This window comes from Niallia sp. FSL R7-0648 (genome assembly GCF_038007005.1).
GTDB classification, from domain to species: domain Bacteria; phylum Bacillota; class Bacilli; order Bacillales; family Cytobacillaceae; genus Niallia; species Niallia circulans.
On sequence record NZ_JBBOWE010000001.1, the window covers coordinates 1475649 to 1500349 of the forward strand.

General features: G+C 35.1%; 25 protein-coding genes. All 25 read left to right on the forward strand.

The genetic code is table 11. The features are described from left to right. Window positions 1-4: 4 nt before the first annotated feature. The 25 genes from NSQ89_RS06920 (at window position 5) to NSQ89_RS07040 (ending at window position 24553) form a co-directional block, all read left to right on the forward strand. On the forward strand, window positions 5-745 hold the full coding sequence (locus tag NSQ89_RS06920) for a flagellar biosynthetic protein FliO (protein ID WP_341132396.1): 741 nt from the start codon (window positions 5-7) through the stop codon (window positions 743-745). Then, on the forward strand, window positions 738-1403 hold the full coding sequence (gene fliP, locus NSQ89_RS06925) for a flagellar type III secretion system pore protein FliP (protein WP_047940013.1): 666 nt from the start codon (window positions 738-740) through the stop codon (window positions 1401-1403). The genes NSQ89_RS06920 and fliP overlap by 8 nt, the downstream gene beginning before the upstream one ends. 12 nt (window positions 1404-1415) lie before the next feature. After that, window positions 1416-1685, forward strand: a complete 270-nt coding sequence (fliQ, locus tag NSQ89_RS06930) for a flagellar biosynthesis protein FliQ (RefSeq protein ID WP_047940014.1) — start codon at window positions 1416-1418, stop codon at window positions 1683-1685. A 7-nt stretch (window positions 1686-1692) separates the two neighbouring features. Next, window positions 1693-2472 (forward strand): flagellar biosynthetic protein FliR, encoded by a 780-nt coding sequence (gene fliR / locus NSQ89_RS06935; protein WP_047940015.1) that lies wholly within the window; start codon window positions 1693-1695, stop codon window positions 2470-2472. Then, entirely contained in the window at window positions 2473-3552 is a 1080-nt protein-coding gene (gene flhB, locus NSQ89_RS06940; RefSeq protein ID WP_047940016.1) for a flagellar biosynthesis protein FlhB, read from the forward strand. It begins immediately after the preceding gene. A 69-nt stretch (window positions 3553-3621) separates the two neighbouring features. Beyond that, entirely contained in the window at window positions 3622-5658 is a 2037-nt protein-coding gene (gene flhA / locus NSQ89_RS06945) for a flagellar biosynthesis protein FlhA (protein ID WP_341132397.1), read from the forward strand. Beyond that, window positions 5655-6833 carry a flagellar biosynthesis protein FlhF gene (gene flhF / locus NSQ89_RS06950; RefSeq protein ID WP_341132398.1) on the forward strand — a complete coding sequence of 393 codons (1179 nt, stop codon included), beginning with the start codon at window positions 5655-5657 and terminating at the stop codon, window positions 6831-6833. The genes flhA and flhF overlap by 4 nt, the downstream gene beginning before the upstream one ends. Beyond that, on the forward strand, window positions 6830-7705 hold the full coding sequence (locus NSQ89_RS06955) for a MinD/ParA family protein (RefSeq protein ID WP_047940019.1): 876 nt from the start codon (window positions 6830-6832) through the stop codon (window positions 7703-7705). Before flhF ends, NSQ89_RS06955 begins: the two co-directional genes overlap by 4 nt. A gap of 11 nt (window positions 7706-7716) precedes the next feature. Continuing rightward, window positions 7717-8826 (forward strand): protein-glutamate methylesterase/protein-glutamine glutaminase, encoded by a 1110-nt coding sequence (locus NSQ89_RS06960; RefSeq protein WP_341132399.1) that lies wholly within the window; start codon window positions 7717-7719, stop codon window positions 8824-8826. 20 nt (window positions 8827-8846) lie between these two features. Beyond that, complete coding sequence (locus NSQ89_RS06965; RefSeq protein ID WP_341132400.1) at window positions 8847-10901, forward strand: chemotaxis protein CheA; 2055 nt, start codon at window positions 8847-8849, stop codon at window positions 10899-10901. Between the two features lie 166 nt (window positions 10902-11067). Continuing rightward, window positions 11068-11544 (forward strand): chemotaxis protein CheW, encoded by a 477-nt coding sequence (locus NSQ89_RS06970; protein WP_047940022.1) that lies wholly within the window; start codon window positions 11068-11070, stop codon window positions 11542-11544. A 2-nt stretch (window positions 11545-11546) separates the two neighbouring features. Continuing rightward, complete coding sequence (locus NSQ89_RS06975; protein ID WP_061796670.1) at window positions 11547-12188, forward strand: chemotaxis protein CheC; 642 nt, start codon at window positions 11547-11549, stop codon at window positions 12186-12188. Beyond that, a complete protein-coding gene (locus tag NSQ89_RS06980; protein ID WP_047940274.1) occupies window positions 12181-12678 on the forward strand; it encodes a chemotaxis protein CheD in 498 nt (165 codons plus the stop codon). The genes NSQ89_RS06975 and NSQ89_RS06980 overlap by 8 nt, the downstream gene beginning before the upstream one ends. 543 nt (window positions 12679-13221) lie before the next feature. After that, window positions 13222-13986 (forward strand): FliA/WhiG family RNA polymerase sigma factor, encoded by a 765-nt coding sequence (locus tag NSQ89_RS06985; protein ID WP_047940024.1) that lies wholly within the window; start codon window positions 13222-13224, stop codon window positions 13984-13986. A gap of 18 nt (window positions 13987-14004) precedes the next feature. Next, on the forward strand, window positions 14005-14316 hold the full coding sequence (locus NSQ89_RS06990) for a hypothetical protein (protein ID WP_061796667.1): 312 nt from the start codon (window positions 14005-14007) through the stop codon (window positions 14314-14316). 9 nt (window positions 14317-14325) lie between these two features. After that, window positions 14326-14883 carry a hypothetical protein gene (locus NSQ89_RS06995; RefSeq protein WP_061796665.1) on the forward strand — a complete coding sequence of 186 codons (558 nt, stop codon included), beginning with the start codon at window positions 14326-14328 and terminating at the stop codon, window positions 14881-14883. A 150-nt stretch (window positions 14884-15033) separates the two neighbouring features. Further along, complete coding sequence (gene rpsB / locus NSQ89_RS07000; protein ID WP_016201151.1) at window positions 15034-15735, forward strand: 30S ribosomal protein S2; 702 nt, start codon at window positions 15034-15036, stop codon at window positions 15733-15735. Between the two features lie 198 nt (window positions 15736-15933). Continuing rightward, window positions 15934-16818 (forward strand): translation elongation factor Ts, encoded by an 885-nt coding sequence (tsf, locus tag NSQ89_RS07005; protein WP_047940027.1) that lies wholly within the window; start codon window positions 15934-15936, stop codon window positions 16816-16818. An 82-nt stretch (window positions 16819-16900) separates the two neighbouring features. After that, window positions 16901-17635 (forward strand): UMP kinase, encoded by a 735-nt coding sequence (gene pyrH / locus NSQ89_RS07010; protein WP_047940275.1) that lies wholly within the window; start codon window positions 16901-16903, stop codon window positions 17633-17635. Continuing rightward, window positions 17628-18185 (forward strand): ribosome recycling factor, encoded by a 558-nt coding sequence (gene frr, locus NSQ89_RS07015; RefSeq protein ID WP_047940028.1) that lies wholly within the window; start codon window positions 17628-17630, stop codon window positions 18183-18185. The genes pyrH and frr overlap by 8 nt, the downstream gene beginning before the upstream one ends. A 439-nt stretch (window positions 18186-18624) precedes the next feature. Beyond that, window positions 18625-19401 carry an isoprenyl transferase gene (locus tag NSQ89_RS07020; protein ID WP_047940029.1) on the forward strand — a complete coding sequence of 259 codons (777 nt, stop codon included), beginning with the start codon at window positions 18625-18627 and terminating at the stop codon, window positions 19399-19401. A gap of 17 nt (window positions 19402-19418) precedes the next feature. After that, a complete protein-coding gene (locus NSQ89_RS07025; protein ID WP_047940030.1) occupies window positions 19419-20210 on the forward strand; it encodes a phosphatidate cytidylyltransferase in 792 nt (263 codons plus the stop codon). A 38-nt stretch (window positions 20211-20248) separates the two neighbouring features. Further along, window positions 20249-21391 (forward strand): 1-deoxy-D-xylulose-5-phosphate reductoisomerase, encoded by a 1143-nt coding sequence (gene dxr, locus NSQ89_RS07030; RefSeq protein WP_047940031.1) that lies wholly within the window; start codon window positions 20249-20251, stop codon window positions 21389-21391. 17 nt (window positions 21392-21408) lie between these two features. Beyond that, entirely contained in the window at window positions 21409-22674 is a 1266-nt protein-coding gene (rseP, locus tag NSQ89_RS07035; RefSeq protein ID WP_047940032.1) for an RIP metalloprotease RseP, read from the forward strand. A 172-nt stretch (window positions 22675-22846) separates the two neighbouring features. Next, entirely contained in the window at window positions 22847-24553 is a 1707-nt protein-coding gene (locus tag NSQ89_RS07040) for a proline--tRNA ligase (protein WP_095257539.1), read from the forward strand. Window positions 24554-24701: the final 148 nt, after the last annotated feature.

Below are 24701 nucleotides of genomic sequence, written 5' to 3' on the forward strand. Positions count from 1 at the left end.
GAATGTGAATAAAGTAAATTTATTAATTCGTTGTTCACTGCTCATCATTGTTCTGCTAGGCTTTGGAAATCAAGCCTATGCAGAACAAATTGATAAAAGTGTATATGATAATATCTTACAGAACCAATCAGAAAAGAATAAAGCAGAAGATGATACGAAGAGAGATATGAAAACAGAGCAGAATTCTAAAAATGACAATCAAACTAAGGAACAATCTGATTTACTTTTGGAAGAAACAAATTCAGATGAATCACGTTCCCTCGGGGTTACTATTTGGGATTTCGTTAAGATGATTTTTGCAACCATATTTGTTGTTTTCTTAATATATTTTATCTTGCGCTTTATAAACAAAAGAAATCATGGTTATAAAAACTCGCAAATTATTGAAAATATTGGTGGTACAGCGTTAGGTGCAAATCGCTCCATTCAATTAATAAAAGTAGGGAAGCGGTTATTAATAGTAGGTGTGGGAGATAGTATTCAATTAATCAAAGAGATTGAGGATGAACAAGAATATAAAGAAATATTAGAAGAATATAATCGAAAATTAGATCAACTAGTACAACCAAGCGATATTGTGACAAAGGTGAAGAATGTAATATCTTCTAGTCATTCTGCTCCGAAGACAAAAGAATCTTTTTCTATCCGTTTATCAAAAGAATTAGAAAGAATATCAAGTGAACGTAAGGAAAAGATGGACGTACTAGAGAAGAAAAAGAAAGGATCGTCAGAAAAAAATGAATGAGTTTATACAGTTTTTTAATAACAATGACCCAGGTAATGTTTCTACTTCTGTTCAATTGTTATTATTATTAACCGTCCTTTCTTTAGCACCTAGTATCATCATATTACTAACTAGCTTTACAAGAATAGTGATTGTTCTTTCCTTTGTCAGAACGGCGCTTGCAACCCAACAAATGCCCCCTAACCAAGTCATTGTAGGGCTAGCATTATTTTTAACATTTTTTATTATGGCTCCTACTTTTCAGGAAGTAAACGATAAAGCTTTAACACCATTATTTAATGAAGAAATCACATTAGAAGAAGCCTATGATAATGCCTCTCTGCCACTGAAAGAATTCATGAGCAAACATACGAGGCAGAAGGATTTAGCATTATTTTTGAATTATTCAAAAGCAGAAACTCCAGAATCAATTGAGGATATCCCATTAACGACGTTAGTACCTGCTTTTGCAATTAGTGAATTAAAAACAGCTTTTCAAATCGGATTTATGATCTTTATTCCGTTTTTAGTTATTGATATGGTTGTTGCAAGTATTTTAATGTCGATGGGGATGATGATGCTGCCACCAGTAATGATTTCTTTACCATTTAAGATTTTATTATTCATTATGGTAGATGGTTGGTATTTAGTTGTAAAATCACTGTTAGAAAGTTTTTAAGAAGGTGAAAGAATGTCACAGGAAATGGTTATTTCCATAGCTGAGAAAGGCGTACTTACAGTATTAATTATCAGCGGTCCACTGTTAATTATTGCGTTGGCAGTTGGACTAATCATCAGTATTTTTCAAGCAACAACACAAATCCAAGAGCAGACTTTGGCGTTTGTCCCAAAAATTGTAGCGGTTCTTGTAGGTCTTATTTTTTTTGGATCATGGATGCTGAGTCATATGCTTTCTTATACGAAAGATATATTTTCAAATCTAACAAGGTTTATTGGATAGAAGGATGATGAATGAACTTTTATCAAATTTTCCAGCATTTTTGTTAATCCTTGTTCGAGTTACTTCGTTCTTTTTAATGCTGCCTTTCTTTTCTTATCGGACGATACCTACGACTTTTAAAGTGGGTTTAGGCTTTTTTTTATCGCTAGTTATGTTTTGGGGAATGGATGTACCTGCATTAACCATTGATACAGGTTACTATTTTCTTATTCTCAAAGAAGCTTTAGTTGGGCTTTCGATTGGATTTGTCGCATATATGTTATTTTCTGCTATTCAAATTGCAGGGGGATTTATTGATTTTCAAATGGGATTTGCCATTGCAAATGTGATCGATCCTCAAACAGGAACTCAAAGTCCGCTGACGGGTCAATATTTGACAATTATCGCTATGTTTTTTTTATTAGCATCTAATGGTCATCATTTACTATTAGACGGTATTTATTATAGCTATCAGTTTATACCGCTCGAACAGCCTTGGATTAAATTTGGAAATGGTGAGTTAGCAGAGTTTCTTATTAAAACATTCAGTTTAATGTTTATGATTGCTTTTCAGATGTCTATTCCTATTGTGGGAAGCATCTTTTTAGTAGATGTCGGATTAGGGATTGTAGCAAGAACTGTCCCTCAATTAAATATTTTTGTTGTTGGTGTTCCTATCAAAATTATTGCAGGACTAATTATTCTCTTTATAGTTATGGGTGTACTAATGACCACTGTATCCCATTTGTTCTCTTCCATTGTTACAACGATGAGAGGGATGATGAACATTATAGGGGGGATTGGTTAAATGAAGCTCCTATCATTAGATATTCAGTTTTTTGCAGGAGAAAAAACGGAAAAGGCTACTCCAAAGAAAAGACAAGACACGAGAAAAAAAGGACAAGTGGCAAAAAGTCAGGATGTTAATACAGCGCTTGTTCTTTTAGTTGTTTTTGGTGTATTAAGTTTCACAGGGGAATACCTTTTAGATGGGTTACTGTCTCTTTTCACCTATACCTTTAGTGATTTTATAAACATTAATCTGTCAATCAATACGATACAAGGTTTGTTTTTAGATATTGTAAAGGAAGTAGCACTTTTATTAAGTCCTATTTTAATTGCTGCTCTTGCCGGGGGACTAATTGCCAATTATATGCAGGTCGGTGTTTTGTTCTCTCCGGAAGCAATTAAATTTAAATTAGAAAAAATAAATCCAATTTCGGGATTTAAGAGATTGTTTTCACTTCGTTCGATTGTAGAATTGCTGAAGTCATTGTTGAAAATTACAGTGATTGGTATTGTTGTATTTTCCGTTCTATGGGGAAAAATGGATGAAATTCTAATCCTCTCTCATAAATCTATTGGTTCTATTGCTGTTACAATTGCTAAGTTAACCGTGCAGATGGGGCTTTACGCTTCTATTGTGCTGTTAGTGATAGCACTCATGGATTATATGTATCAGCGATATGACTATGAAAAGAATATTCGGATGTCAAAACAAGATATTAAAGACGAATATAAAAACATGGAAGGTGACCCCTTAATAAAGTCCAAAATTAAGCAGAAGCAGAGAGAAATGGCAATGCACAGAATGATGCAGGATGTGCCTACCGCTGATGTTGTCATTACGAATCCAACTCATTATGCGATTTGTCTGAAATATGATGAAGATAAGTATGACGCACCTTATGTTGTCGCAAAAGGGGTCGATTTTGTTGCCCAAAAAATAAAATTAGTAGCAAAAGAAAATAATGTTGTCATGGTAGAGAATCGACCATTGGCAAGGGCAATGTACAGCCAAGTAGAAATAGGCGATTTAGTTCCGGAAGAATTTTATAAGGCTGTTGCAGAAATTCTAGCTTTCGTCTACCAAACTAGAGATAAATAATAGCATTACTCGTAAAGGAATTATTGTAAATATTATAGACATAAATGTGTTTTTTAAGGAGCGGAAGAAATGGCAAGGAGAGACTTAATCGTAGTGATTGGGGTAATCCTCATTATTGCAATGTTGATTATCCCATTTCCAACATGGTTATTAAGTGTGTTAATTTTACTTAATATTACGTTGGCATTACTTATCTTATTATTAACTATGAATATGAGTGAGGCTTTGGAGTTCTCTATTTTCCCTTCACTTTTGTTGTTAACGACCCTATTTCGCCTTGGTCTCAATGTATCCACTACTAGAGCTATATTATCAAAAGGGGATGCAGGAGGGGTAGTCCATACCTTTGGAACATTCGTAATTGGCGGCAATATTGTTGTTGGGTTAGTTGTCTTTTTAATTCTTGTCATCATTCAATTTATTGTTATCACCAAAGGGTCTGAGCGTGTATCAGAGGTTGCTGCACGTTTTACATTAGATGCAATGCCAGGTAAGCAGATGAGTATTGATGCTGATTTAAATGCTGGGATTATTTCCGAGCAAGAGGCAAGACAACGTCGTGAAAAAGTTGGTAGAGAAGCAGACTTTTATGGTTCGATGGATGGGGCAAGTAAATTTGTCAAAGGAGATGCCATAGCTGGAATCATTATTGTTTTTATTAACTTGATTTTTGGTATCGTCATCGGGATGACTCAGCTTGGTATGGCAGCTGGGGATGCTGCTCAGCATTTTTCCTTACTATCCGTTGGAGACGGGATTGTCAGCCAAATACCTGCATTACTAATTTCAACAGCAACAGGGATTGTTGTAACAAGAGCTGCTTCAGAAGGAAATCTTGGTTCTGATATCACTTCTCAGTTATTGGCATATCCAAAAATGCTTTATGTAGCAGGAGGAACAATCTTTTTATTAGGACTGTTTACACCAATTGATGACTTTTTGACGATTCCTATTACAGGACTTTTAATATTTGGAGCATATTACTTATCGAAAAAGCCAAAGCAAAATTTAGAACAAATGCAGGAGCTTGAGGAAGAGATCCAAACAGATGAGCTAAAAAGTCCTGAAAGTGTAGTTAGTTTACTAAGTGTGGATCCAATTGAATTTGAGTTTGGTTATGGTCTTATTCCTTTAGCCGATGCCAATCAAGGAGGGGACCTATTAGATAGGGTGGTCATGATTAGAAGGCAGCTAGCGATAGAGTTGGGTCTTGTCATTCCTGTTGTTCGGATTCGCGATAATATTCAATTACAGCCAAATGAATACCGATTAAAGATAAAGGGAAATGAGAGAGCAAGCGGGGAACTGCTTCTGGATCATTACTTAGCGATGAGTCCTGGGATGGACGATGATTCCATTGAGGGAATTGATACGATTGAACCATCTTTTGGCCTGCCGGCTAAATGGATAACAGAAAGTACGAAGGAACAAGCCGAAATCTTTGGTTATACCGTTGTTGATCCTCCATCCGTTGTTTCTACACATATTACAGAGGTAATTAAGGCAAATGCCCATGAGTTATTAGGAAGACAAGAAACGAAACAATTAGTGGATCATGTAAAAGAAAGCTATCCGATTTTAATCGAAGAAGTAACACCAAGTCCGTTGTCGATTGGAGAAATTCAAAAAGTTTTAGCAAAACTTTTAAGGGAAAATGTTTCTATTCGCAATTTACCAGTCATTTTCGAAACATTAGCTGATTTTGGAAAAATGACAGCTGATACAGATTTATTAGTTGAATATGTTAGACAATCTTTAGCACGTCAAATAACTACCCAATACACGAATCAAAATGATTCTTTAAAAGTAGTAACTTTGTCAGGAAAAGTGGAAAAACTAATCGCAGATAATATTCAGCAAACAGAGCATGGAAACTTCTTAGCGTTAGATCCAAATATTTCCCAATCAATTTTAGAGAGTATTGCTGGGCAAATTGAACAATTATCTGTAATGGAACAGATGCCAATTCTTTTATGTTCGCCAGCTGTTCGTATGTATGTAAGACAATTGACAGAACGTTATTTTCCACAAGTTCCAGTATTATCGTACAATGAATTAGAAGCAAATGTAGAAGTTCAAAGTGTGGGAGTTGTGAATATCGAATGAAAATCCAAAAATACGTAGCACGGGATATGCCAGAAGCAATGAAAAAGATTCGAGCGGAATTAGGGAATGATGCCGTCATTCTTCATTCAAAAGTAATTTATACAGGCGGCTTCTTAGGCTTATTTAAAAAAAGAAATATTGAAGTACTCGCAGCCATTGATCCGAGTATTTCAGAGACAACAATTTCTAAGCATACAAAAAAGCGAGAAATACGCAGTCCTGTTTTAATTAAAGAACCGGCTTTTAGGGCTGATGCAGATAATTCAGCTAATAATATAAGTTTAAAAGAGGGAGAGAAAATATCTGATTATCCAGAGATAGTAAAGCATTTAAATGAAATTAATCAAAATGTAAAAGCGAATAGAAGTATGACATTTTCTATTCCTGCTCCTATAACTAAAATAGTAAATCAATTAGATAAACAAGGGATAGACGAAGAAATTAAGACAGGATTAGTGAAAGATTTAGTAGCTAAATGGTATGCAGCAGGCGAAGACGTTTTAGAGTCTCAGGTTTCTGAGTGGGCACGGCAATTTCTATTAGCGGAGATTTCCCCTTTTTCGTTTGGGGAAATCTCTTTAGCCAAAAAATATATTAATGTCATTGGGCCAACAGGTGTGGGTAAAACAACAACTTTAGCCAAAATTGCTGCCAATATCATTTTAAGACAGCAAAAATCAGTAGGATTTATTACAACAGATACATATAGGATTGGGGCAATCGAACAACTTAAAACATATGCGAATATTTTAGATGTTCCCTTAGAGGTTTGTTATTCACTGGAAGATTTTGAGCATGCTACGAAAAAACTGGAAGAATGCGATGTTATTTTAATTGATACAGCAGGAAGAAATTTCAGAAATAAAAAATATGTAGAAGATTTAATGCAAGTGGTCGATTATAAAAGAGAAATGGAAACGTTACTTGTTTTATCTATGACAGCAAAGCAAGATGACTTAGAAGAGATTTATCAACAATTTTCCGCAATCAAGATTGATGCTTTCGTGTTCACAAAATTAGATGAAACATCTTCGTACGGGGCAATGATTAATTTAATTGTTGCTTGTAAAAAAGGTGCTGCTTATATTACAACAGGTCAGAATGTCCCAGATGATATAGTTCCAGCAACCCCAGAGGAGTTAGTAAATAAACTATTTGAGGTAGTTGAAGAATGAACGATCAAGCTTCTATCTTACGAAAAAAAATTGAACAATTAAATGCAAACAAAAGGCACTCCAATCACAAAACATTGGCGATTATCAGTGGAAAAGGCGGTGTGGGAAAGTCGAATTTTTCGCTTAACTTTGCACTCACTCTTCAAAAAAGAGGATATCGTACTTTACTGATTGATATGGATATTGGTATGGGGAATATTGATATTCTAATGGGGACACAGTCTCGCTATACGATCGTTGATTTTTTTAGAAATGATATTAATTTTGAGTATATTATTTCGAAAGGATTTGATGGATTAGACTATATTGCAGGTGGTTCTGGACTAAGTGATTTTGTTGATATGGAAGAAGAGAAACTAGAGAGCTTTTTCCAGCATTTTCAAGGGATATTAAATCACTATGACTATATTTTATTTGATATGGGAGCTGGAATTAGTACGGATTCTTTAAAGTTTATTCTATCTGTTGATGATTGTATCGTCATCACAACACCTGAACCTACTTCTATAACAGATGCGTATGCTGCAATGAAATTTATTCATACAAGAAATGCAGTACTTCCGTTATATCTTGTCGTTAATCGAACAATGGAGAAAAAAGATGGGGCAGAAACGTTACAAAAACTTCAGCAAGTTGTAAAAAAATTTTTGCAGCGGGATCTTATTAATCTTGGCTATATACCAGATGACACAAATGTAGCACAAGCTGTACGAAAACAAATTCCTTTTGTTTTTTTTAATGAAAAATCAGAAGCGGCTAAAGCTTTGCGCGAAATTGCCGATAGATATGGTAAACAACAGTTTACAGAACCCTATCCAGTTAATAGACACAATTTCGTGTCTAAATTAAAAAGGTTTTTGTTTGAAAGGTAGTTGAGTTTAAAGTGGAGAAAATAAAGGTTCTTGTTATTGATGATTCTGCATTTATGCGTAAGCTAATTACAGATTTTCTCTCTGAAGACTCGAGAATAACCGTTATTGGTACAGCCAGAAATGGTGAAGACGGAATAAAGAAAATTAAGCAATTAACTCCTGATGTGGTAACGCTTGATGTCGAAATGCCAGTCTTAGACGGTTTAAGTGCTTTAAAGAGAATTATGTTAGAGCATCCTGTACCAGTTCTCATGCTGTCAAGCATAACAAGGGTTGGAGCAGAAAGCACAATTCAGGCAATGCAAGCAGGGGCAATTGACTTTATTACAAAGCCTTCTGGGTCTATTTCACTAGATTTATATAAGGTTAAGCAGGAATTGGTAGAAAAAGTTATTCTAGCAAGTAAAGTAAAACCGAAAACATTATTAAATCTTTCAAATGAAGGAAAAAAGACTATTACTTCACAATCTTCTTATAGTAAAATAGAACCAAGAGAAGAAAATGAAAGAATAGTACAAAAGGCTGTATCAATCAGTAATTGGATGAACACCATGAAAAAGATTGTCATAATTGGAACTTCAACTGGTGGTCCAAGGGCATTACAGAAAGTCCTAACTAATTTACCAAGTGATATAGAAGCGCCTATTTTAATCGTTCAACATATGCCAGCAGGATTTACCCGATCCCTTGCAAATCGTCTTAACACGTTATCCGCCATTACCGTAAAGGAAGCGGAGCATGGGGAGATTATCCGCAATGGAGTTGCCTATATTGCTCCAGGAGGTCAGCATTTAAAGGTGAAAACAGTTGGTGTCCATACAGCAATTGATCTGGATCAAACTGCCCCTATAAATGGTCATAGGCCATCTGTTGATATTATGTTTGAATCTGTCAGCGATTTGAAAGCCTATGCAAAAATAGCAGTTATTATGACTGGGATGGGATCAGATGGCACAGATGGTTTATTAAAATTAGCAAAAAAAGGTGACGTAAAAGCTATTGCTGAGTCACAGGAGACATGTATTGTTTACGGAATGCCTAAAACAGCTATTGCCACGAATTATATTGATGAAATTCAAAAGGTAGATCATATTGCTGAAACTATTATGAAATATGTATAACGTCAAGGGATGTGAAGCAAGTGGAAATGAGTCAGTATTTAGAAGTATTTATTGAAGAGAGTAAAGAACATTTACAAGCATGTAACGAACATTTATTAGAGTTAGAAAAGGATCCTGAAAATTTACAAATAGTAAATGAGATTTTCCGTGCAGCTCATACTTTAAAAGGTATGTCTGCAACAATGGGCTATGAAGATTTAGCTAGTCTAACCCATCAAATGGAAAATGTACTTGATGCTATAAGAAATAAGAAAATTACTTTTTCTCCAGAAATATTGGATGTCATTTTCTTAGCTGTTGATGATCTTGATGCCATGGTAGAGTCAATCGCTAGCGGCGGCGATGGGAAAAGAAATGTAGAAGCAGTAGTTGAGAAGCTTGTACAAATCGAAAAAGGACTTCCTTTAAATCAAAAAACTGCAGAAGCTGAGGTTGCAGCAACAGCCATACAAGATGCTCCTGTAAAGCAAAATCAATATGATGAATTTGAAACAACTGTATTACAGCAATCATCTGATCAAGGCTTTTTTACTTATGAAATCAATATTACATTAAAAAGTGACTGTTTATTAAAAGCAGCGAGAGTTTATATGATATTTGAAGCTTTAGAATCTTTAGGAGAGGTTGTTAAGTCTCTTCCACCGGTGGAAGAGCTTGAAGAAGAAAAGTTCGACTATGACTTTATGGTAACTCTTATATCTAAAGAGGAAGCAGATAAAATTGAAGCGTCTGTTATGAAAGTTTCAGAGGTTGAAAAGGTAGCTGTACGAGAGTTCTTTGCAAATAGTCAATCTCCTAAGCCGCAAACGATAGCAGAAACTCCTGTTGCAGAAGAAGTACAAGCAAAAACGGATAATACATCTGTTACAGAAAATAGTACTCCGGCTGAAACTAAACAGCCTGAGAAGCAAACAGGGACTAAAGTATCTAATAAAACAATTCGTGTTAATATTGAGCGTTTAGATATTCTTATGAATCTATTTGAGGAACTTGTTATCGACAGAGGAAGATTGGAACAAATTTCTTCCACCCTTAAAGATCAAGAGCTTCATGAAACGGTAGAAAGAATGTCAAGAGTTACTGGTGATCTTCAAAATATTATCCTAAATATGCGCATGGTTCCTGTTGAGACAGTATTTAATCGTTTCCCAAGAATGGTCAGACAGCTCGCGCGTGATTTAAATAAGAAAATTGATTTGCAAATTGTTGGTGCAGAAACAGAGCTTGATCGCACAGTTATAGATGAGATTGGTGATCCATTAGTTCATTTAATTCGCAATGCACTTGACCATGGAGTCGAAACACCAGAAGTAAGACGAGCGAATAATAAAAGCGAAGAAGGAACAGTTGTTCTTCGTGCATATCATAGCGGAAACCATGTTTTTATTGAGTTGGAAGATGATGGAGCAGGAATTAATAAAGAAAAAGTCCTTTCTAAAGCAATTAATAAAGGAATTATTTCAAAAGAAGTTGCTAAAACATTAACGAATAATCAAATTGCTGAACTTATTTTTGCTTCTGGTTTTTCTACTGCTGATCAAATTTCTGATATTTCAGGACGTGGAGTAGGGCTGGATGTAGTGAAAAATACAATTGAATCACTAGGTGGTTCGATTACAATCGAATCAGAGGAAGGAAAAGGATCGTTATTTTCTATCCAATTACCATTAACTTTATCGATTATTTCTGTGATGCTAGTTGAAATTCAAGCAGAAAAGTATGCTATTCCATTGTCATCTATTATTGAGACAGCTATTGTCAATAAGAATGATTTAATGCATGCTCATAATCAAACCGTTATCGATTTCCGTGGCAAAGTGGTGCCATTATTATTCCTAAAGGATATTTTTGATGTGCCATCAGCAGGAATCGAGAGTGACTATTATTCTGTCGTTATCGTAAGAAAAGGGGATAAATTAGCTGGTCTTGTTGTGGATGGATTTATCGGTCAGCAAGAAGTGGTTTTAAAATCACTAGGTACTTACCTTTCTAGTGCGTATGCTATATCTGGAGCAACTATCTTAGGAGACGGACAAGTGGCTTTAATTATGGATTGTAATGCTTTAATTAAGTAATCACCTGTACAAGGATTAATAGATGTTAGCGCAAGTGGCTTTACTTAGGAACGAATTCGTTAAGTATAATAACTACTTGTCGTAATTTTGTTTAGAACAAACCGAGGAATAATGATCTTGCGCTTTATGAATTGCAGATAGGTTATGTGAGAGGGATGAAAAGGGAATGAGCGATGCAGTTTCAACAGAACAAAAATTAATAATATTTGAATTGAAGGGAAAAGAGTATGCTATTTCCGTCAATGAAGTAATGTCGATAGAGAAAAACATGCATATTACAAGAATTCCAAATATCGCTCCTTTTGTTAAAGGTGTGATTAACCTTAGAGGAGTAGTAACTCCCATAATTGATTTACGACTTCGTTTTAATTTGGAAGAAATTCCATACACGGATAGTACAAGAATTATCATTATTATGCTTGAAGATATGGAAGTAGGTATAATTGTTGATTCTGCTAATGATGTCGTAGATGTCGATACTGCTCTTTATGAGCCTGCTCCAGAGACAATCAATGGCGATGAAGTCGATTATATAAAAGGTGTAGTAAAGCTTGATAAACGTTTATTAATTCTTGTTGATTTAGAAAAAGTGTTTGATCGAAATATTTTAAGAAATTATTCTAATGGTAAAAGTGATGAGTAAGTATGGGGTATATTAATGATATAAATTCCTTAAAGCTTGATGTACTAAGAGAAATTGGTAATATCGGAGCGGGACATGCTGCCACCTCTTTATCAAAGCTTCTTAATAAAAAGATTGATATGAAGGTTCCAGATGTTCAAATTGTGACATTTGATGAGATGATGGAAATGGCAGGCGGTGCTGACAATATTGTTGCAGGGGTGTTTTTACGAATTGAAGGAGATGTTCCAGGAAGTATGTTTTTTATACTTCCTTTAGAGCAAGCAGCTAAATTGGTTCAAGATATGATTGGTGACCCTTCTATTACCTTAGCTGAACCGCCATATGATGAGTTATCTATGTCTGCATTACAAGAACTAGGCAATATATTATCCGGTTCTTATTTGTCCTCTTTATCTGATTTTACGAAGTTATCTTTATATCCTTCCGTACCAGCACTTGCAATTGATATGGTTGGTGCAATTGTTACATATGGATTAGTTGAACATTCTCAAGTAAGTGATTATGCAATTGTCATCAATACGGAGTTAAATGGAGAAGAAATCACATTAGCTGACACTGTAAATGGCCATTTCTTTTTGCTGCCTGATCCTGATTCTTTTGCCCCTTTATTTCAGTCTTTGGGAGTGAAGGATGGTGACTGACCAAATTACAGTAATAAAAGTAGGAATTGCTGATATGAATGTGGTAGAGTCTCCTAATACAATTCGTACTTCTGGACTTGGTTCATGTGTGGGTATTGTATTATATAGCTCCCTAAAACCAATTGCTGGCTTAGCACATATTATGCTACCAGAAGCATCCATATCTAAATCCGGAACGCTCAATAAAGCTAAATTCGCAGATACAGCCATTGTAGAACTAGTAGAGCGTTTAGAAGGATTAGGATTAAAAAGAAGTACGTTGTTAGCGAAAATTGCCGGAGGGGCACAAATGTTTCAGTTTACTGGAACAAGCGATGTTATGAGAATAGGACCTCGAAATGTTGAAGCGGTTAAGAATACACTACAATCGTTAAGAATTAAATTGGTTAGTGAAGATGTTGGTGGAAATAGTGGTAGAACAATTGAGTTTTGTCCTGCTACCCATGAATTAACAATTCGAACGGTGAATAAAGGGATTCATATTATATAGTGTATAGTAATACTTTTAAAAGCAGAGAAATAAGACTACCTCTAATTTAAAGAATCCATGGTTTGGACTTTGGAATGTATTCTTTTATTAGGAGATAGTCTTTTTATTTTCATTTTCTCGGAAATTTCAGCAAAAAAAGAACTGAAAATTATAGTTGTTAGTTCTTATTACCTAATTTTAAATGGGATATTTAGAAAGGATAGCTAATAATTCACGTCTTCTGCTAAAATCAATAGTGAAATATATACATAAACAAATGATAGGTATATCTTCCTTTCCTATTCATTCTATTTTTAAATGGAATGGATAAGATTATAAATGATAAAAATAAAATATGCAGACAAGCTCCTTATTATAGTAATTATAAATAATATACTTATGTATCATTGCACGAATACAAAAATATTGATTTTTTTGCTGAATTTAAGGGATATAGATAGGGAAGAAATGTACTTATATCCTTTTCAAGTTGTTACTTATATAGATAGAACTAGTTATATGCGTGTATGGTGTTCATTGTTTATAGAGGAGGGAAATTATTTAATGGCAAAGGAATCAACTACAGAAGAGAAGCAAGTATGGGAAATGTGGACTAGTACGAGAGATCAAGAAGCAGGTAATCAATTAATTAAAAAATATATGCCCTTAGTAAGTTTTCATGTTCAAAGAATTTCGATAGGGTTACCAAAAAGTGTTTCCCGAGATGAGCTAACAAGTCTTGGAATGATGGGACTATATGATGCCTTACAACGTTTTGATCCAAATAGGGATTTAAAGTTTGATACATATGCTTCCTTTCGGATTAGAGGCAGTATTATTGATGGACTTCGTAAAGAAGACTGGTTATCTAGAGGCACGAGGGAAAAGTCAAAAAAAATTGAGGCGGCCATTGAAAAACTCGAACAAAAATTAATGAGAAATATTACTGTTCAAGAAATTGCTGATGAGCTAGAGACTAGTGTTGACGAAGTATATGCAACAATGAATGAACATTTTTTTGCAAATATACTATCTATTGATGAGCAGATGAATGAAGGGGAAGAGAAAGAAGCACAAAGTTTCTCGATTCGTGATGATAAAACGGTTATTCCAGAGGAAAAAGTCGTAAGGGATGAATTGGTTCAAGAGATGGCCGCAAAAATTAAGGAGCTTAATGATAAGGAACAGCTTGTGATTAGTTTGTTTTATAAGGAAGAATTAACATTAACGGAAATTGGACAAGTTATGAATTTATCTACTTCTCGCATATCGCAAATTCACTCCAAAGCTATTTTTAAATTAAGACATTCATTAGAAAAAGTAATATAACGAAAAGGATGAGTGCACATGAGTTTAAAAGCATTAGAAATGCAAGTTGCATTACCACGAACTTATGATGCAGGGAAGCTTCAAGAACAACAGGACCAAAAACATCAGCAAATGTACACCTTCGCTGCTCAAGAAACCGGTAAGGAAGAAGAACGAAAGCGAACAACGGTTATTAAGGGGGAAGGGAACGGTAAAGTTACTACCAAGAAAAAAAGGGATAAGCAGTTTTTTGAACAAGAGATGAGGAAAGAAGAAAAGGAATTAGAAGATTTAGAGAGAATACAAACGATACACCCTTATAAAGGCCTAAGTATCGACTATAGTGGATAGAGGGATGAAATGGTTAATTTTTTACTTTTTTTAAGTATTACTTTAAATTTAATCGCAATACTTTGCATTGTGATTTTGTATGTTAGACAAAATCGCGTTGTAAATTTAGAAAAGGAACAGAGAGAGAATTTAGAAGAAATGGAAGAAGTGATTGCCACTTTTATTACAGAAATAAAAGAAGAAAATGAACAGTTTTTAAATAGACTTACTAGCTTTGAAGCTGATGAGAATCCACTAGATAAAAAAGAAGACAGTAAGGATAAAGCTGAAAGGATGGAATATAAGCCAAGAGAGATAAAAGGCAATAAAGCGATGCTGGATGCTTATAAAAATGTGACTGCTTCTGTACAAGAAAATAGCCTAAAAGAGGATCGGTTGGAGAAGGAAGATGTCAATGAACTATTAAATTTAATCTTGCCACCAGAAAAAAAACAGAAAGAAAAGTCAATAGTAGAAGTAGCAAAAGAGATGCAGGCGGAAGGGAAGAGCATCGAAGAAATAGCAAAAGCATTAAATAAAGGAAAGACAGAGATGGAACTATTACTTAAATTTAGACAAAATTCGTAAATGTACTTGATTGTACACAATACATATGCTATATTAACAAATGGTGTTAATACACACGCTTTTGGATTTAATCATTGGTGCTGTAATTTTTACAGTTTTGATTAAAAATGATAAAAGCGGAGGAAATCAAAACCATTAGGAGGAAAAAACATGTCAGTTATTTCAATGAAACAATTACTTGAAGCTGGTGTACATTTCGGTCACCAAACTCGCCGTTGGAACCCAAAAATGAAAAAATATATTTTCACAGAGCGTAACGGCATCTACATCATCGACCTTCAAAAAACAGTTAAAAAGGTTGAAGAAGCTTATAACTATGTGAAAGAATTAGCTGGAAACGGCGGTACAGTTCTTTTCGTTGGTACTAAAAAGCAAGCACAAGATTCAGTTAAAGAGGAAGCTATCCGTTCTGGTCAATACTATGTTAACCAACGCTGGTTAGGTGGAACTTTAACTAACTTTGAAACAATTCAAAAACGTATTGCTCGTTTGAAAGATATTGAAAGAATGGCTGAAGACGGTACATTCGACGTACTTCCTAAAAAAGAAGTAGTTCAATTAAACAAAGAGCTTGAGCGTTTAGAAAAATTCCTAGGCGGAATTAAAGATATGAAAAAAATTCCTGACTGCCTATTCATCGTAGATCCACGTAAAGAACGTATTGCAGTAGCAGAAGCTCATAAATTAAATATTCCAATCGTTGGTATTGTTGATACTAACTGTGATCCAGACGAAATTGACGTTGTTATTCCTGCGAATGATGATGCAATCCGTGCTGTTAAATTATTAACTGCAAAAATGGCAGATGCTATTCTTGAAGCTAAACAAGGCGAAGAAGTAACAACTGCTTAATTAGAACCGAATGACTTGTTATACAAAATAGTTTTGGATCAATCGATAAACTAAAATGGATAATAAGTAATTGTTAGGGACTTGTGGAAAAGGTGATAAAGAGCATCCCTCTTATCACCTTTTTTTCAAGCGTCCTGCTTAAAAGTGAGATAAATTGGATAAAAAAATAATACATAAACCTTAAGGAGGCAAATTACTATGGCTGTTACAGCTCAAATGGTAAAAGAACTACGTGAAAAAACTGGTGCTGGAATGATGGATTGTAAAAAAGCACTTACTGAAACAAATGGTGATTTAGATAAAGCGATTGACTTCTTACGTGAAAAAGGGATTTCAAGTGCTGCGAAAAAAGCAGATCGTGTAGCAGCTGAAGGTTCAACTTTTATCGCGGTAGAAGGTAATGAAGCAGTAATTCTTGAGGTTAACTCTGAAACAGATTTCGTTGCGAAAAACGAAGGTTTCCAAACTTTGGTTAAAGAACTTGCTTCCCATATCTTAGCTACTAAACCTGCAACTGTTGAAGAAGCACATACTTCCAACATTACAGAAGGAACTACTGTTGAAGCACACATCAATGCTGCAATTGCTAAAATTGGTGAAAAATTATCTTTACGTCGTTTTGAAATCAAAACAAAAACTGATAATGATGCTTTCGGTGCTTACCTTCATATGGGTGGACGCATTGGTGTTTTAACTGTATTAGAAGGTACTACTGATGAATCAGCTGCTAAAGATGTTGCAATGCACATTGCTGCATTAAACCCTAAATATGTTTCTCGTGACCAAGTTTCTCAAGAAGAAGTGGCACATGAGAGAGAAGTATTAACACAACAAGCACTTAACGAAGGTAAACCAGCTAACATCGTTGAAAAAATGGTTGAAGGCCGCTTAGGTAAATATTTTGAAGATGTATGTGCACTTGATCAATCATTTGTTAAAAACCCAGATCAAAAAGTTCGCCAATTCGTAGAATCTAAGGGTGCAACTTTACGTGAATTCGTTCGTTACGAAGTAGGAGAAGGAATCGAAAAACGTGAAGATAACTTTGCTGAAGAAGTTATGAACCAAGTTAACAAGAAATAATAAATGATCGATTAATGTTTTCATAGGGGGCACCATGGTGTTCCCTATTTTTCAAGATATTACAAATAAAGCGGAGGTTTCCATGAGTAGTAATCCAAAATATAAACGTGTTGTTCTGAAATTAAGTGGCGAAGCATTAGCTGGTGAAGCTGGATTTGGTATAAATCCAAGTATCATTAAAAACGTAGCACAGCAAGTAAAGGAAGTTGCTGATCTTGGTGTGGAAGCAGCTGTAGTAGTCGGCGGTGGAAATATTTGGCGTGGTAAAATTGGGGAAGAAATGGGAATGGACCGTGCCAACGCTGATTACATGGGAATGCTCGCTACAGTAATGAATTCATTAGCCCTTCAAGATAGTTTAGAGCAAATGGGCATTGAAACACGTGTTCAATCTTCTATCGAAATGAGACAGGTAGCTGAGCCATATATTAGAAGACGTGCAATTCGACATCTTGAGAAGAAACGTGTTGTGATTTTTGCAGCAGGAACAGGAAACCCTTATTTCTCAACAGATACAACAGCTGCCTTACGAGCTGCTGAAATTGAAGCAGACGTTATATTAATGGCGAAGAATAATGTAGATGGCGTATATTCTGCAGATCCGAAAGTGGATAACACTGCTACGAAATACGAGGAACTTACTTATTTTGATGTGATTAAAGATGGTCTTGCTGTAATGGATTCAACCGCTTCATCATTATGTATGGACAATGACATTCCGTTAATTGTATTCTCTATTACGGAAAATGGCAATATTAAGAGAGCTGTAATGGGAGAAACAATTGGAACAATAGTGAGGGGGAAAAATAATGCCTAAACAAGTTATCGCTAATACTAAAGACAGAATGGATAAAGCAATTCAAAGCTATTCGCGCGAGCTTGCAAGTATTCGTGCTGGAAGAGCAAATGCTTCCTTATTAGATCGTATTACAGTTGATTATTATGGTGCTCCAACACCAGTTAATCAACTTGCAGGTATCAGTGTACCAGAGGCTAGATTACTTGTTATTCAGCCGTATGATAAAACTGTTCTTGGAGATATTGAGAAAGCTATTCTTAAATCTGATATAGGTTTAAATCCTTCTAATGATGGTAGTGTTATCCGTCTTTCTATTCCAATGTTAACAGAAGAGCGTCGTAAGGAATTAGTGAAGAATGTGAAAAAAGAATCAGAAGAAGCAAAAATTGCTATTCGCAATATTCGCCGTGACGGCAATGATGATTTGAAAAAGCTAGAGAAAAATGGAGAAATCACAGAAGATGATCTTCGCGGCTACAATGATGACATTCAAAAATTAACAGATGAATACATCAATAAAGTCGATGCTTTAACAAAAGAGAAAGAAAAAGAAATTTTAGAAGTATAACCTAAACGTATTTAGTGGATATTTCAACATTTCAATTGAATAGGAAGTTTATTGTTCTTGAGTTAAACCCTCTACTTTATAGGGGGTTTTTTTCTTCATGTTAGTAAAAATAAGGATAAAAAATATAGCCTGAAATATTCATTCTTTGTACATAAAATAGTGAAAACTAACGAGTTTTTTAATTGATAGTTGCTTAGGTTGACTATTTTCCTATAATATAGAAAGGGAACTTATTTGATTATCCTTTTATTGGATAGGTTATGGAAAAGAATTTATTAGAAAAGTGGATCCTTACCATTAGTAGTTTAGGCAATATCGTTATCATAATGATTATCCTGAATAGTAGATAATATAAACAGATATAGATAATAGTATTTACCGTACATAATCACTGTGAATAGAGAGTTACAAAAGGGATCTATTTTGGAGGAGCTATTTTATGTTTAACAAAATAAGGTTATGGAAGAAGAAACCTGTTTCTTCTAATTTCCAAGACCGAATATCAGCACTTAAAATGCGACAAATTCCAGAGCATGTTGCAATTATCATGGATGGAAATGGAAGATGGGCAAAAAAGAGAACGTTGCCTAGAATTGCAGGCCATCATGAAGGAATGAAATGTGTAAAACGAATTACAGCTATTGCAAATGATCTTGGAATCAAAGTGTTAACTTTATATGCTTTTTCCACAGAAAATTGGAAAAGGCCGAAATCGGAAGTTGATTACATTCTGTCCCTTCCAGAACAATTTCTTAGTACATTTTTACCTGAATTAATTGAAAAAAATGTTCGCGTAACAGCCATTGGCTATACAGAAGGATTACCAGAATCTACTTTGAATGCCCTAAATCGAGCAGTAGAACAAACAAAGCATAATACAGGTCTTCATTTAAACTTTGCCTTAAATTATGGTTCTAGGGCCGAAATCATCGATGCTGTTAAAAATGTTGTAAAAGACAGTCAAACGGGAAAAATAGAAATAGATAACTTAACAGAAGAAGTATTTTCCTCTTATTTGATGACAGAAGATATAATCGAGCCAGATTTATTAATTCGTACAAGTGGAGAAATAAGAATAAGCAACTTCATGCTTTGGCAAATAGCTTATTCCGAACTATACTTTACGAATGTACTATGGCCAGATTTTAGTGAATTACATTTATTCGAAGCAATAGAAGAATTTCAAAACAGACAACGCCGTTTTGGTGGAGTCTGAAGAGAGTTGGTTTAGAGATGAAGCAAAGAATCATAACAGCAATTATTGCAATAGCCGTATTTTTACCATTTGTATTAATTGGAAAACTACCATTAGTTCTTTTTACTTTTCTATTAGTTGGAATTGGTGTATTTGAAATGTTTAGAATGAGAAAAATTTCATTTTTTTCTATTCCGGGATTTATTTCATTAATTACCGTATGGATGATTGTTCTGCCGAATCATTATATAAGTTCGTGGAATATGAATAAAATAGAATTGGGCTTAATCGCTGTTTTATTTTATTTAACTTATATGGTTTTTTCTAAAAATAAATTTACATTTGATGATGTTGCTTTTACGATACTAGCTGTCATCTATATTGGAACAGGATTCCATTTCTTTATTGAAATTAGAGAAACGGATTTAGCTTTTCTTATTTATTCACTATTTATCATTTGGGCCACTGATTCTGGTGCATACTTCATCGGAAGAGCAATTGGAAAACGAAAATTATGGCCAGAAATAAGTCCAAATAAAACAGTCGAAGGATTTATTGGCGGGATAGTAAGTGCTTTAGTAGTAGGAGTTCTATTTAGTGTGTTTGGATACATAGAATGGTCTATAGGCTTTGCTTTTACTACCATTATCTTATCTATTTTTGGACAAATTGGTGATTTAACAGAATCTGCGTTAAAACGTCACTATGATGTGAAGGACTCAGGAAAGTTATTACCAGGACATGGCGGAATTCTGGATCGGTTTGACAGTCTTATTTTTGTCTGGCCGCTGCTTTATTTTATCTTTGAACGTTTTCTTCATTTAATTTAAAATAAATAGTAGGAAATATTGGGTGTAGGAGTGAGGTAGTGAAGTATATTAGTTTGCTAGGGGCGACAGGATCGATTGGAATGCAAACTTTGGATGTTATTAAAAGTCATCCAGATATGTTTGAATTAGTTGCCTTTTCATCAGGAAAAAATATAGAATTAACCAGAAAGATCATTCAAGAATTTAGACCGCAGCTTGTATCTGTTGCAGAAAAAAAAGATTATGAGCAATTAAAACAAATCTTCCCAGATATATGTTTTAGCTATGGATTGGATGGATTAATAGAAGCAGCCGTTTTTGATAAAGCTGATATTCTGGTAAATGCAGTAATCGGTAGTGTTGGTTTACATCCAACGTTACAAGCAATTGAAGCGGGAAAGGTTATAGCGATTGCAAATAAGGAAACATTAGTTACTGCAGGACATATTGTAATGGATGCAGCTGCAAAATATAATGTTCCTGTATTACCAGTTGATAGTGAGCATTCTGCTATTTTTCAATGTTTACAAGGGGAAAACCCGAAAAATATTGAGCGCCTTATTATTACTGCCTCTGGAGGAAGTTTCCGCGATCTTAGTAGAAAAGAGTTAGAGCAGGTGACAGTGGATGACGCTTTAAATCATCCAAATTGGTCAATGGGTGCGAAAATTACGATTGATTCGGCGACAATGATGAATAAGGGTTTAGAAGTAATTGAAGCGCACTGGTTATTTGGGCTTCCATATGAGAAAATAGATGTATTACTACATAAAGAAAGTATCATTCATTCAATGGTAGAATTCCATGATAGTAGTGTAATCGCACAATTAGGTACTCCAGATATGCGAATACCCATTCAATATGCTCTTTCGTTTCCAGAGCGTCTAGCTGCAGCAAATGGGAAAAAATTAGATTTAGCTGCGATTGGAAAATTGCATTTTCAGCCTATGGACTTAGAGAGATTTAGATGTCTTCATTTTGCTTTTGAGGCTGGAAAAGCAGGTGGAACTTTACCAACAGTATTAAATGCAGCGAATGAAGTGGCAGTACAAAAATTCTTAAATCAAGAAATTAGCTTTCTACAAATTGAAGATTTAATCGAAAAAGCACTAAATAGTCATCAGAATATACTAAACCCTAGTCTTGAAGTGATCCAAGAGATTGACTTAGAAACAAGAAAAAGAGTAAGCACACTTCTATAAAAAGGTGGTTAAAAATTTTGTATACAGTTATAGCTTTTATCATCATTTTTGGTGCGTTAGTTTTTTTCCACGAATTAGGGCATTTCGTATTAGCTAAGCGTGCGGGCATTTTATGTCGTGAATTCGCCATTGGAATGGGGCCTAAAGTTCTTTCTTTAAAAAAGGGAGAAACTGTTTATACGATTCGTCTTCTGCCAATTGGCGGTTATGTGCGGATGGCTGGAGAAGATCCAGAAATGGTTGATATTAAACCTGGTCATCGCATCGGCTTAATCCTTAATGATAAAGAAGAAGTAACGAAAATTATCATTAACAATAAAGAAAAGTATCCGAATGCTCGTGTTATTAATGTAGAGGATGCTGATTTAGAACATAAGCTTTTTGTAAAAGGATATGTAGAGGAAGACAATGAAGATAATCTCCTCGTTTTTTCTGTAAGAAAAGATGCTGTTTTTGTTGAAAATGGAATCGAAACGCAAATTGCACCATATGATCGCCAATTTGCCAGTAAGTCACTATGGCAGCGCACACTTGCTATTTTTGCAGGTCCGGCCATGAACTTTGTGTTAGCTTTTCTTATTTTTATTGTGATTGCGTTAATACAAGGAATTCCTTCAAATGAAGCAAAGCTTGGTAAGTTAACAGATGATGGAGTTGCAATTAGTGCAGGCCTGCATGAAGGCGATAATGTCATCAGCATTGACGGACAATCTGTAGGTTCTTGGGAAGAAGTTGTTTCCATTATTCAAAAAAGTCCGGGAGAGAACCTAGAATTTTTAATCGATCGTAATGGACAAGAAATGACAATTGACGTAACACCAAAGGAAACAGAAGTAGATGGAAAAACAATTGGGTTAGTTGGTGTATATAGCCCAATGGAAAAATCGCCATTAAAGTCTATCCAATTTGGTGCAGCACAAACCTATAATTGGACAAAGGAAATTTTTGGAGCAGTTGGTAAACTAGTAACCGGTCAATTTTCGATTGATGCTTTAGGTGGTCCTGTTGCCATTTATCAATCAACCGATACGGTTGCTCAATCAGGTGTCTATTCCTTAATGAATTGGGCGGCTGTTTTAAGTATTAACTTAGGCATTATGAATCTTCTTCCGTTACCTGCATTAGACGGTGGGCGACTATTGTTTTTTGCTATTGAAGCGGTTCGCGGTAAACCAATTGACCGGCAAAAAGAGGGCATCGTTCATTTTATTGGATTTGCCTTACTCATGTTATTGATGATTGTCGTCACTTGGAATGATATCCAACGATTTTTTATACAGTAGGATACTTTTCATTCCCCTTATTGTAAGGGGAATGTTGTTTTGTCAGGAAACTCTTTTTTGATAATAGGCATGAGGCAGTTGGCGGCAGCACAAGACACTCAACTCAAAGATGTAAAACATATCTCACCATAACAACTTAATAACAACATAAATAATAGAGGTGCAATGATAGATGAAGCAAAGTAAAATGTTAATTCCAACATTAAGAGAAGTACCAGCAGATGCAGATATTAAAAGCCATCAGCTCTTATTAAGAGCTGGATATATTAGACAAAATGCAAGTGGTATCTATTCTTATTTGCCACTAGCAAACAAAGTAATAAAGAAAATTGAACAAATTATTCGTGAAGAAATGGATGCAGCTGGTGGAGTGGAGTTATTAATGCCTGCATTGCAGCAAGCGGAATTATGGCAAGAATCCGGCAGATGGTTTACTTATGGACCCGAATTAATGCGTTTAAAAGACCGTAATAGTCGAGAATTTGCTCTTGGGGCCACACATGAAGAAGTGATAACTAGTTTAGTTCGTGATGAAGTGAAATCTTATAAACGCTTGCCATTAACGCTTTATCAAATCCAAACGAAATTCAGAGATGAGAAAAGACCACGTTTTGGAATTTTGCGCGGCAGAGAGTTTATTATGAAAGATGCCTACAGCTTCCATTCTTCGCATGAAAGCTTAGGAGAAGTTTATGACTCAATTTTCCAAGCTTATTGCAATATATTTGAGCGCTGCGGCTTAAACTATCGGGCAGTTATTGCAGATAGTGGCGCAATGGGCGGAAAGGATACGCATGAATTCATGGTATTATCTGATGTTGGAGAAGATACGATTGCGTACTCAACGGAATCCAATTATGCTGCAAATATTGAAATGGCTCCAGTTATTAATTCCTATGATAAAACGGACGAGCCTGCTAAAGAATTAGAAAAAGTAGAAACAAAAGAACAAAAAACAATTGAAGAAGTTTCTTCTTTCTTAAACGTAGCAGCAGAAAAATGTATCAAATCTCTTTTATTTAAAGTTGATGAGAAGTTTGTTCTAGTATTAGTTCGAGGAGACCACGAAGTAAATGATATTAAGGTGAAGAACCTTTTAGAAGCAAATGTAGTAGAATTAGCAGATCATGCAGATACGGAAGAAGTGCTAGGAAGCAAGGTTGGCTCAATCGGTCCAATTAACGTGAAAGATGTTGAAGTAATTGCAGATCATGCTGTGAAAGCAATTGTAAACGGTGTTTGCGGAGCAAACCAAGAAAATTACCACTATGTGAATGTGAATCCTGATCGTGATTTTACTGTCGATCAATATGCGGATATTCGATTTATTCAAGAAGGTGACCTTTCACCAGATGGAAAAGGCACGATTACTTTTGCTAAGGGCATTGAAGTAGGCCATGTCTTTAAGCTTGGTACTCGATATAGTGAAGCAATGGGTGCGACCTATTTAGATGAAAACGGCAGAAGTCAAGCACTTATTATGGGTTGCTATGGAATTGGTGTGTCAAGAACGATGGCAGCGATAGTGGAGCAATTTAATGATGACAGAGGGATTGTATGGCCAAATGCTGTAGCGCCATTTGATATTCATTTAATTACTGTAAATACAAAAGATGACACACAAAATGAGTTATCCGAAAAATTATATGCAGCATTAAAGGCTAATCGTTTTGATGTATTAGTAGATGACCGTGCTGAGCGTGCAGGCGTGAAATTTGCTGATTCTGATTTAATTGGTTTACCAATTCGCGTCACTGTCGGGAAAAAAGCAGGAGAAGGCATCGTAGAAGTGAAAGTCAGAAGTACAGGAGAAATGCTGGAAGTACATGAAAGTGAGCTTGCTGCTACGATTCTCCGCTTAACACAAGTAGCAGGATAAGCGAAAACAGGATAAAAGAAAAAGGTTTAGCAATCGGCTAAATCTTTTTCTTTTTGTAGCTTAGATTGTATGCTAAACTGCATTAAGGAAAAGAACAATTTATTTCTGTGATATAATATTTTTTATAGAAATTAAGCAAGATTGGAAG

Coding starts and splice junctions, on each gene's coding strand:
- fliP (WP_047940013.1), top strand. CDS start 738: ATGAATGAGTTTATACAGTTTTTTAATAACAATGACCCAGGTAATGTT.
- fliQ (WP_047940014.1), top strand. CDS start 1,416: ATGTCACAGGAAATGGTTATTTCCATAGCTGAGAAAGGCGTACTTACA.
- fliR (WP_047940015.1), top strand. CDS start 1,693: ATGAATGAACTTTTATCAAATTTTCCAGCATTTTTGTTAATCCTTGTT.
- flhB (WP_047940016.1), top strand. CDS start 2,473: ATGAAGCTCCTATCATTAGATATTCAGTTTTTTGCAGGAGAAAAAACG.
- flhA (WP_341132397.1), top strand. CDS start 3,622: ATGGCAAGGAGAGACTTAATCGTAGTGATTGGGGTAATCCTCATTATT.
- flhF (WP_341132398.1), top strand. CDS start 5,655: ATGAAAATCCAAAAATACGTAGCACGGGATATGCCAGAAGCAATGAAA.
- NSQ89_RS06955 (WP_047940019.1), top strand. CDS start 6,830: ATGAACGATCAAGCTTCTATCTTACGAAAAAAAATTGAACAATTAAAT.
- NSQ89_RS06970 (WP_047940022.1), top strand. CDS start 11,068: ATGAGCGATGCAGTTTCAACAGAACAAAAATTAATAATATTTGAATTG.
- NSQ89_RS06975 (WP_061796670.1), top strand. CDS start 11,547: ATGGGGTATATTAATGATATAAATTCCTTAAAGCTTGATGTACTAAGA.
- NSQ89_RS06985 (WP_047940024.1), top strand. CDS start 13,222: ATGGCAAAGGAATCAACTACAGAAGAGAAGCAAGTATGGGAAATGTGG.
- NSQ89_RS06990 (WP_061796667.1), top strand. CDS start 14,005: ATGAGTTTAAAAGCATTAGAAATGCAAGTTGCATTACCACGAACTTAT.
- NSQ89_RS06995 (WP_061796665.1), top strand. CDS start 14,326: ATGGTTAATTTTTTACTTTTTTTAAGTATTACTTTAAATTTAATCGCA.
- rpsB (WP_016201151.1), top strand. CDS start 15,034: ATGTCAGTTATTTCAATGAAACAATTACTTGAAGCTGGTGTACATTTC.
- tsf (WP_047940027.1), top strand. CDS start 15,934: ATGGCTGTTACAGCTCAAATGGTAAAAGAACTACGTGAAAAAACTGGT.
- pyrH (WP_047940275.1), top strand. CDS start 16,901: ATGAGTAGTAATCCAAAATATAAACGTGTTGTTCTGAAATTAAGTGGC.
- frr (WP_047940028.1), top strand. CDS start 17,628: ATGCCTAAACAAGTTATCGCTAATACTAAAGACAGAATGGATAAAGCA.
- NSQ89_RS07020 (WP_047940029.1), top strand. CDS start 18,625: ATGTTTAACAAAATAAGGTTATGGAAGAAGAAACCTGTTTCTTCTAAT.
- NSQ89_RS07025 (WP_047940030.1), top strand. CDS start 19,419: ATGAAGCAAAGAATCATAACAGCAATTATTGCAATAGCCGTATTTTTA.
- NSQ89_RS07040 (WP_095257539.1), top strand. CDS start 22,847: ATGAAGCAAAGTAAAATGTTAATTCCAACATTAAGAGAAGTACCAGCA.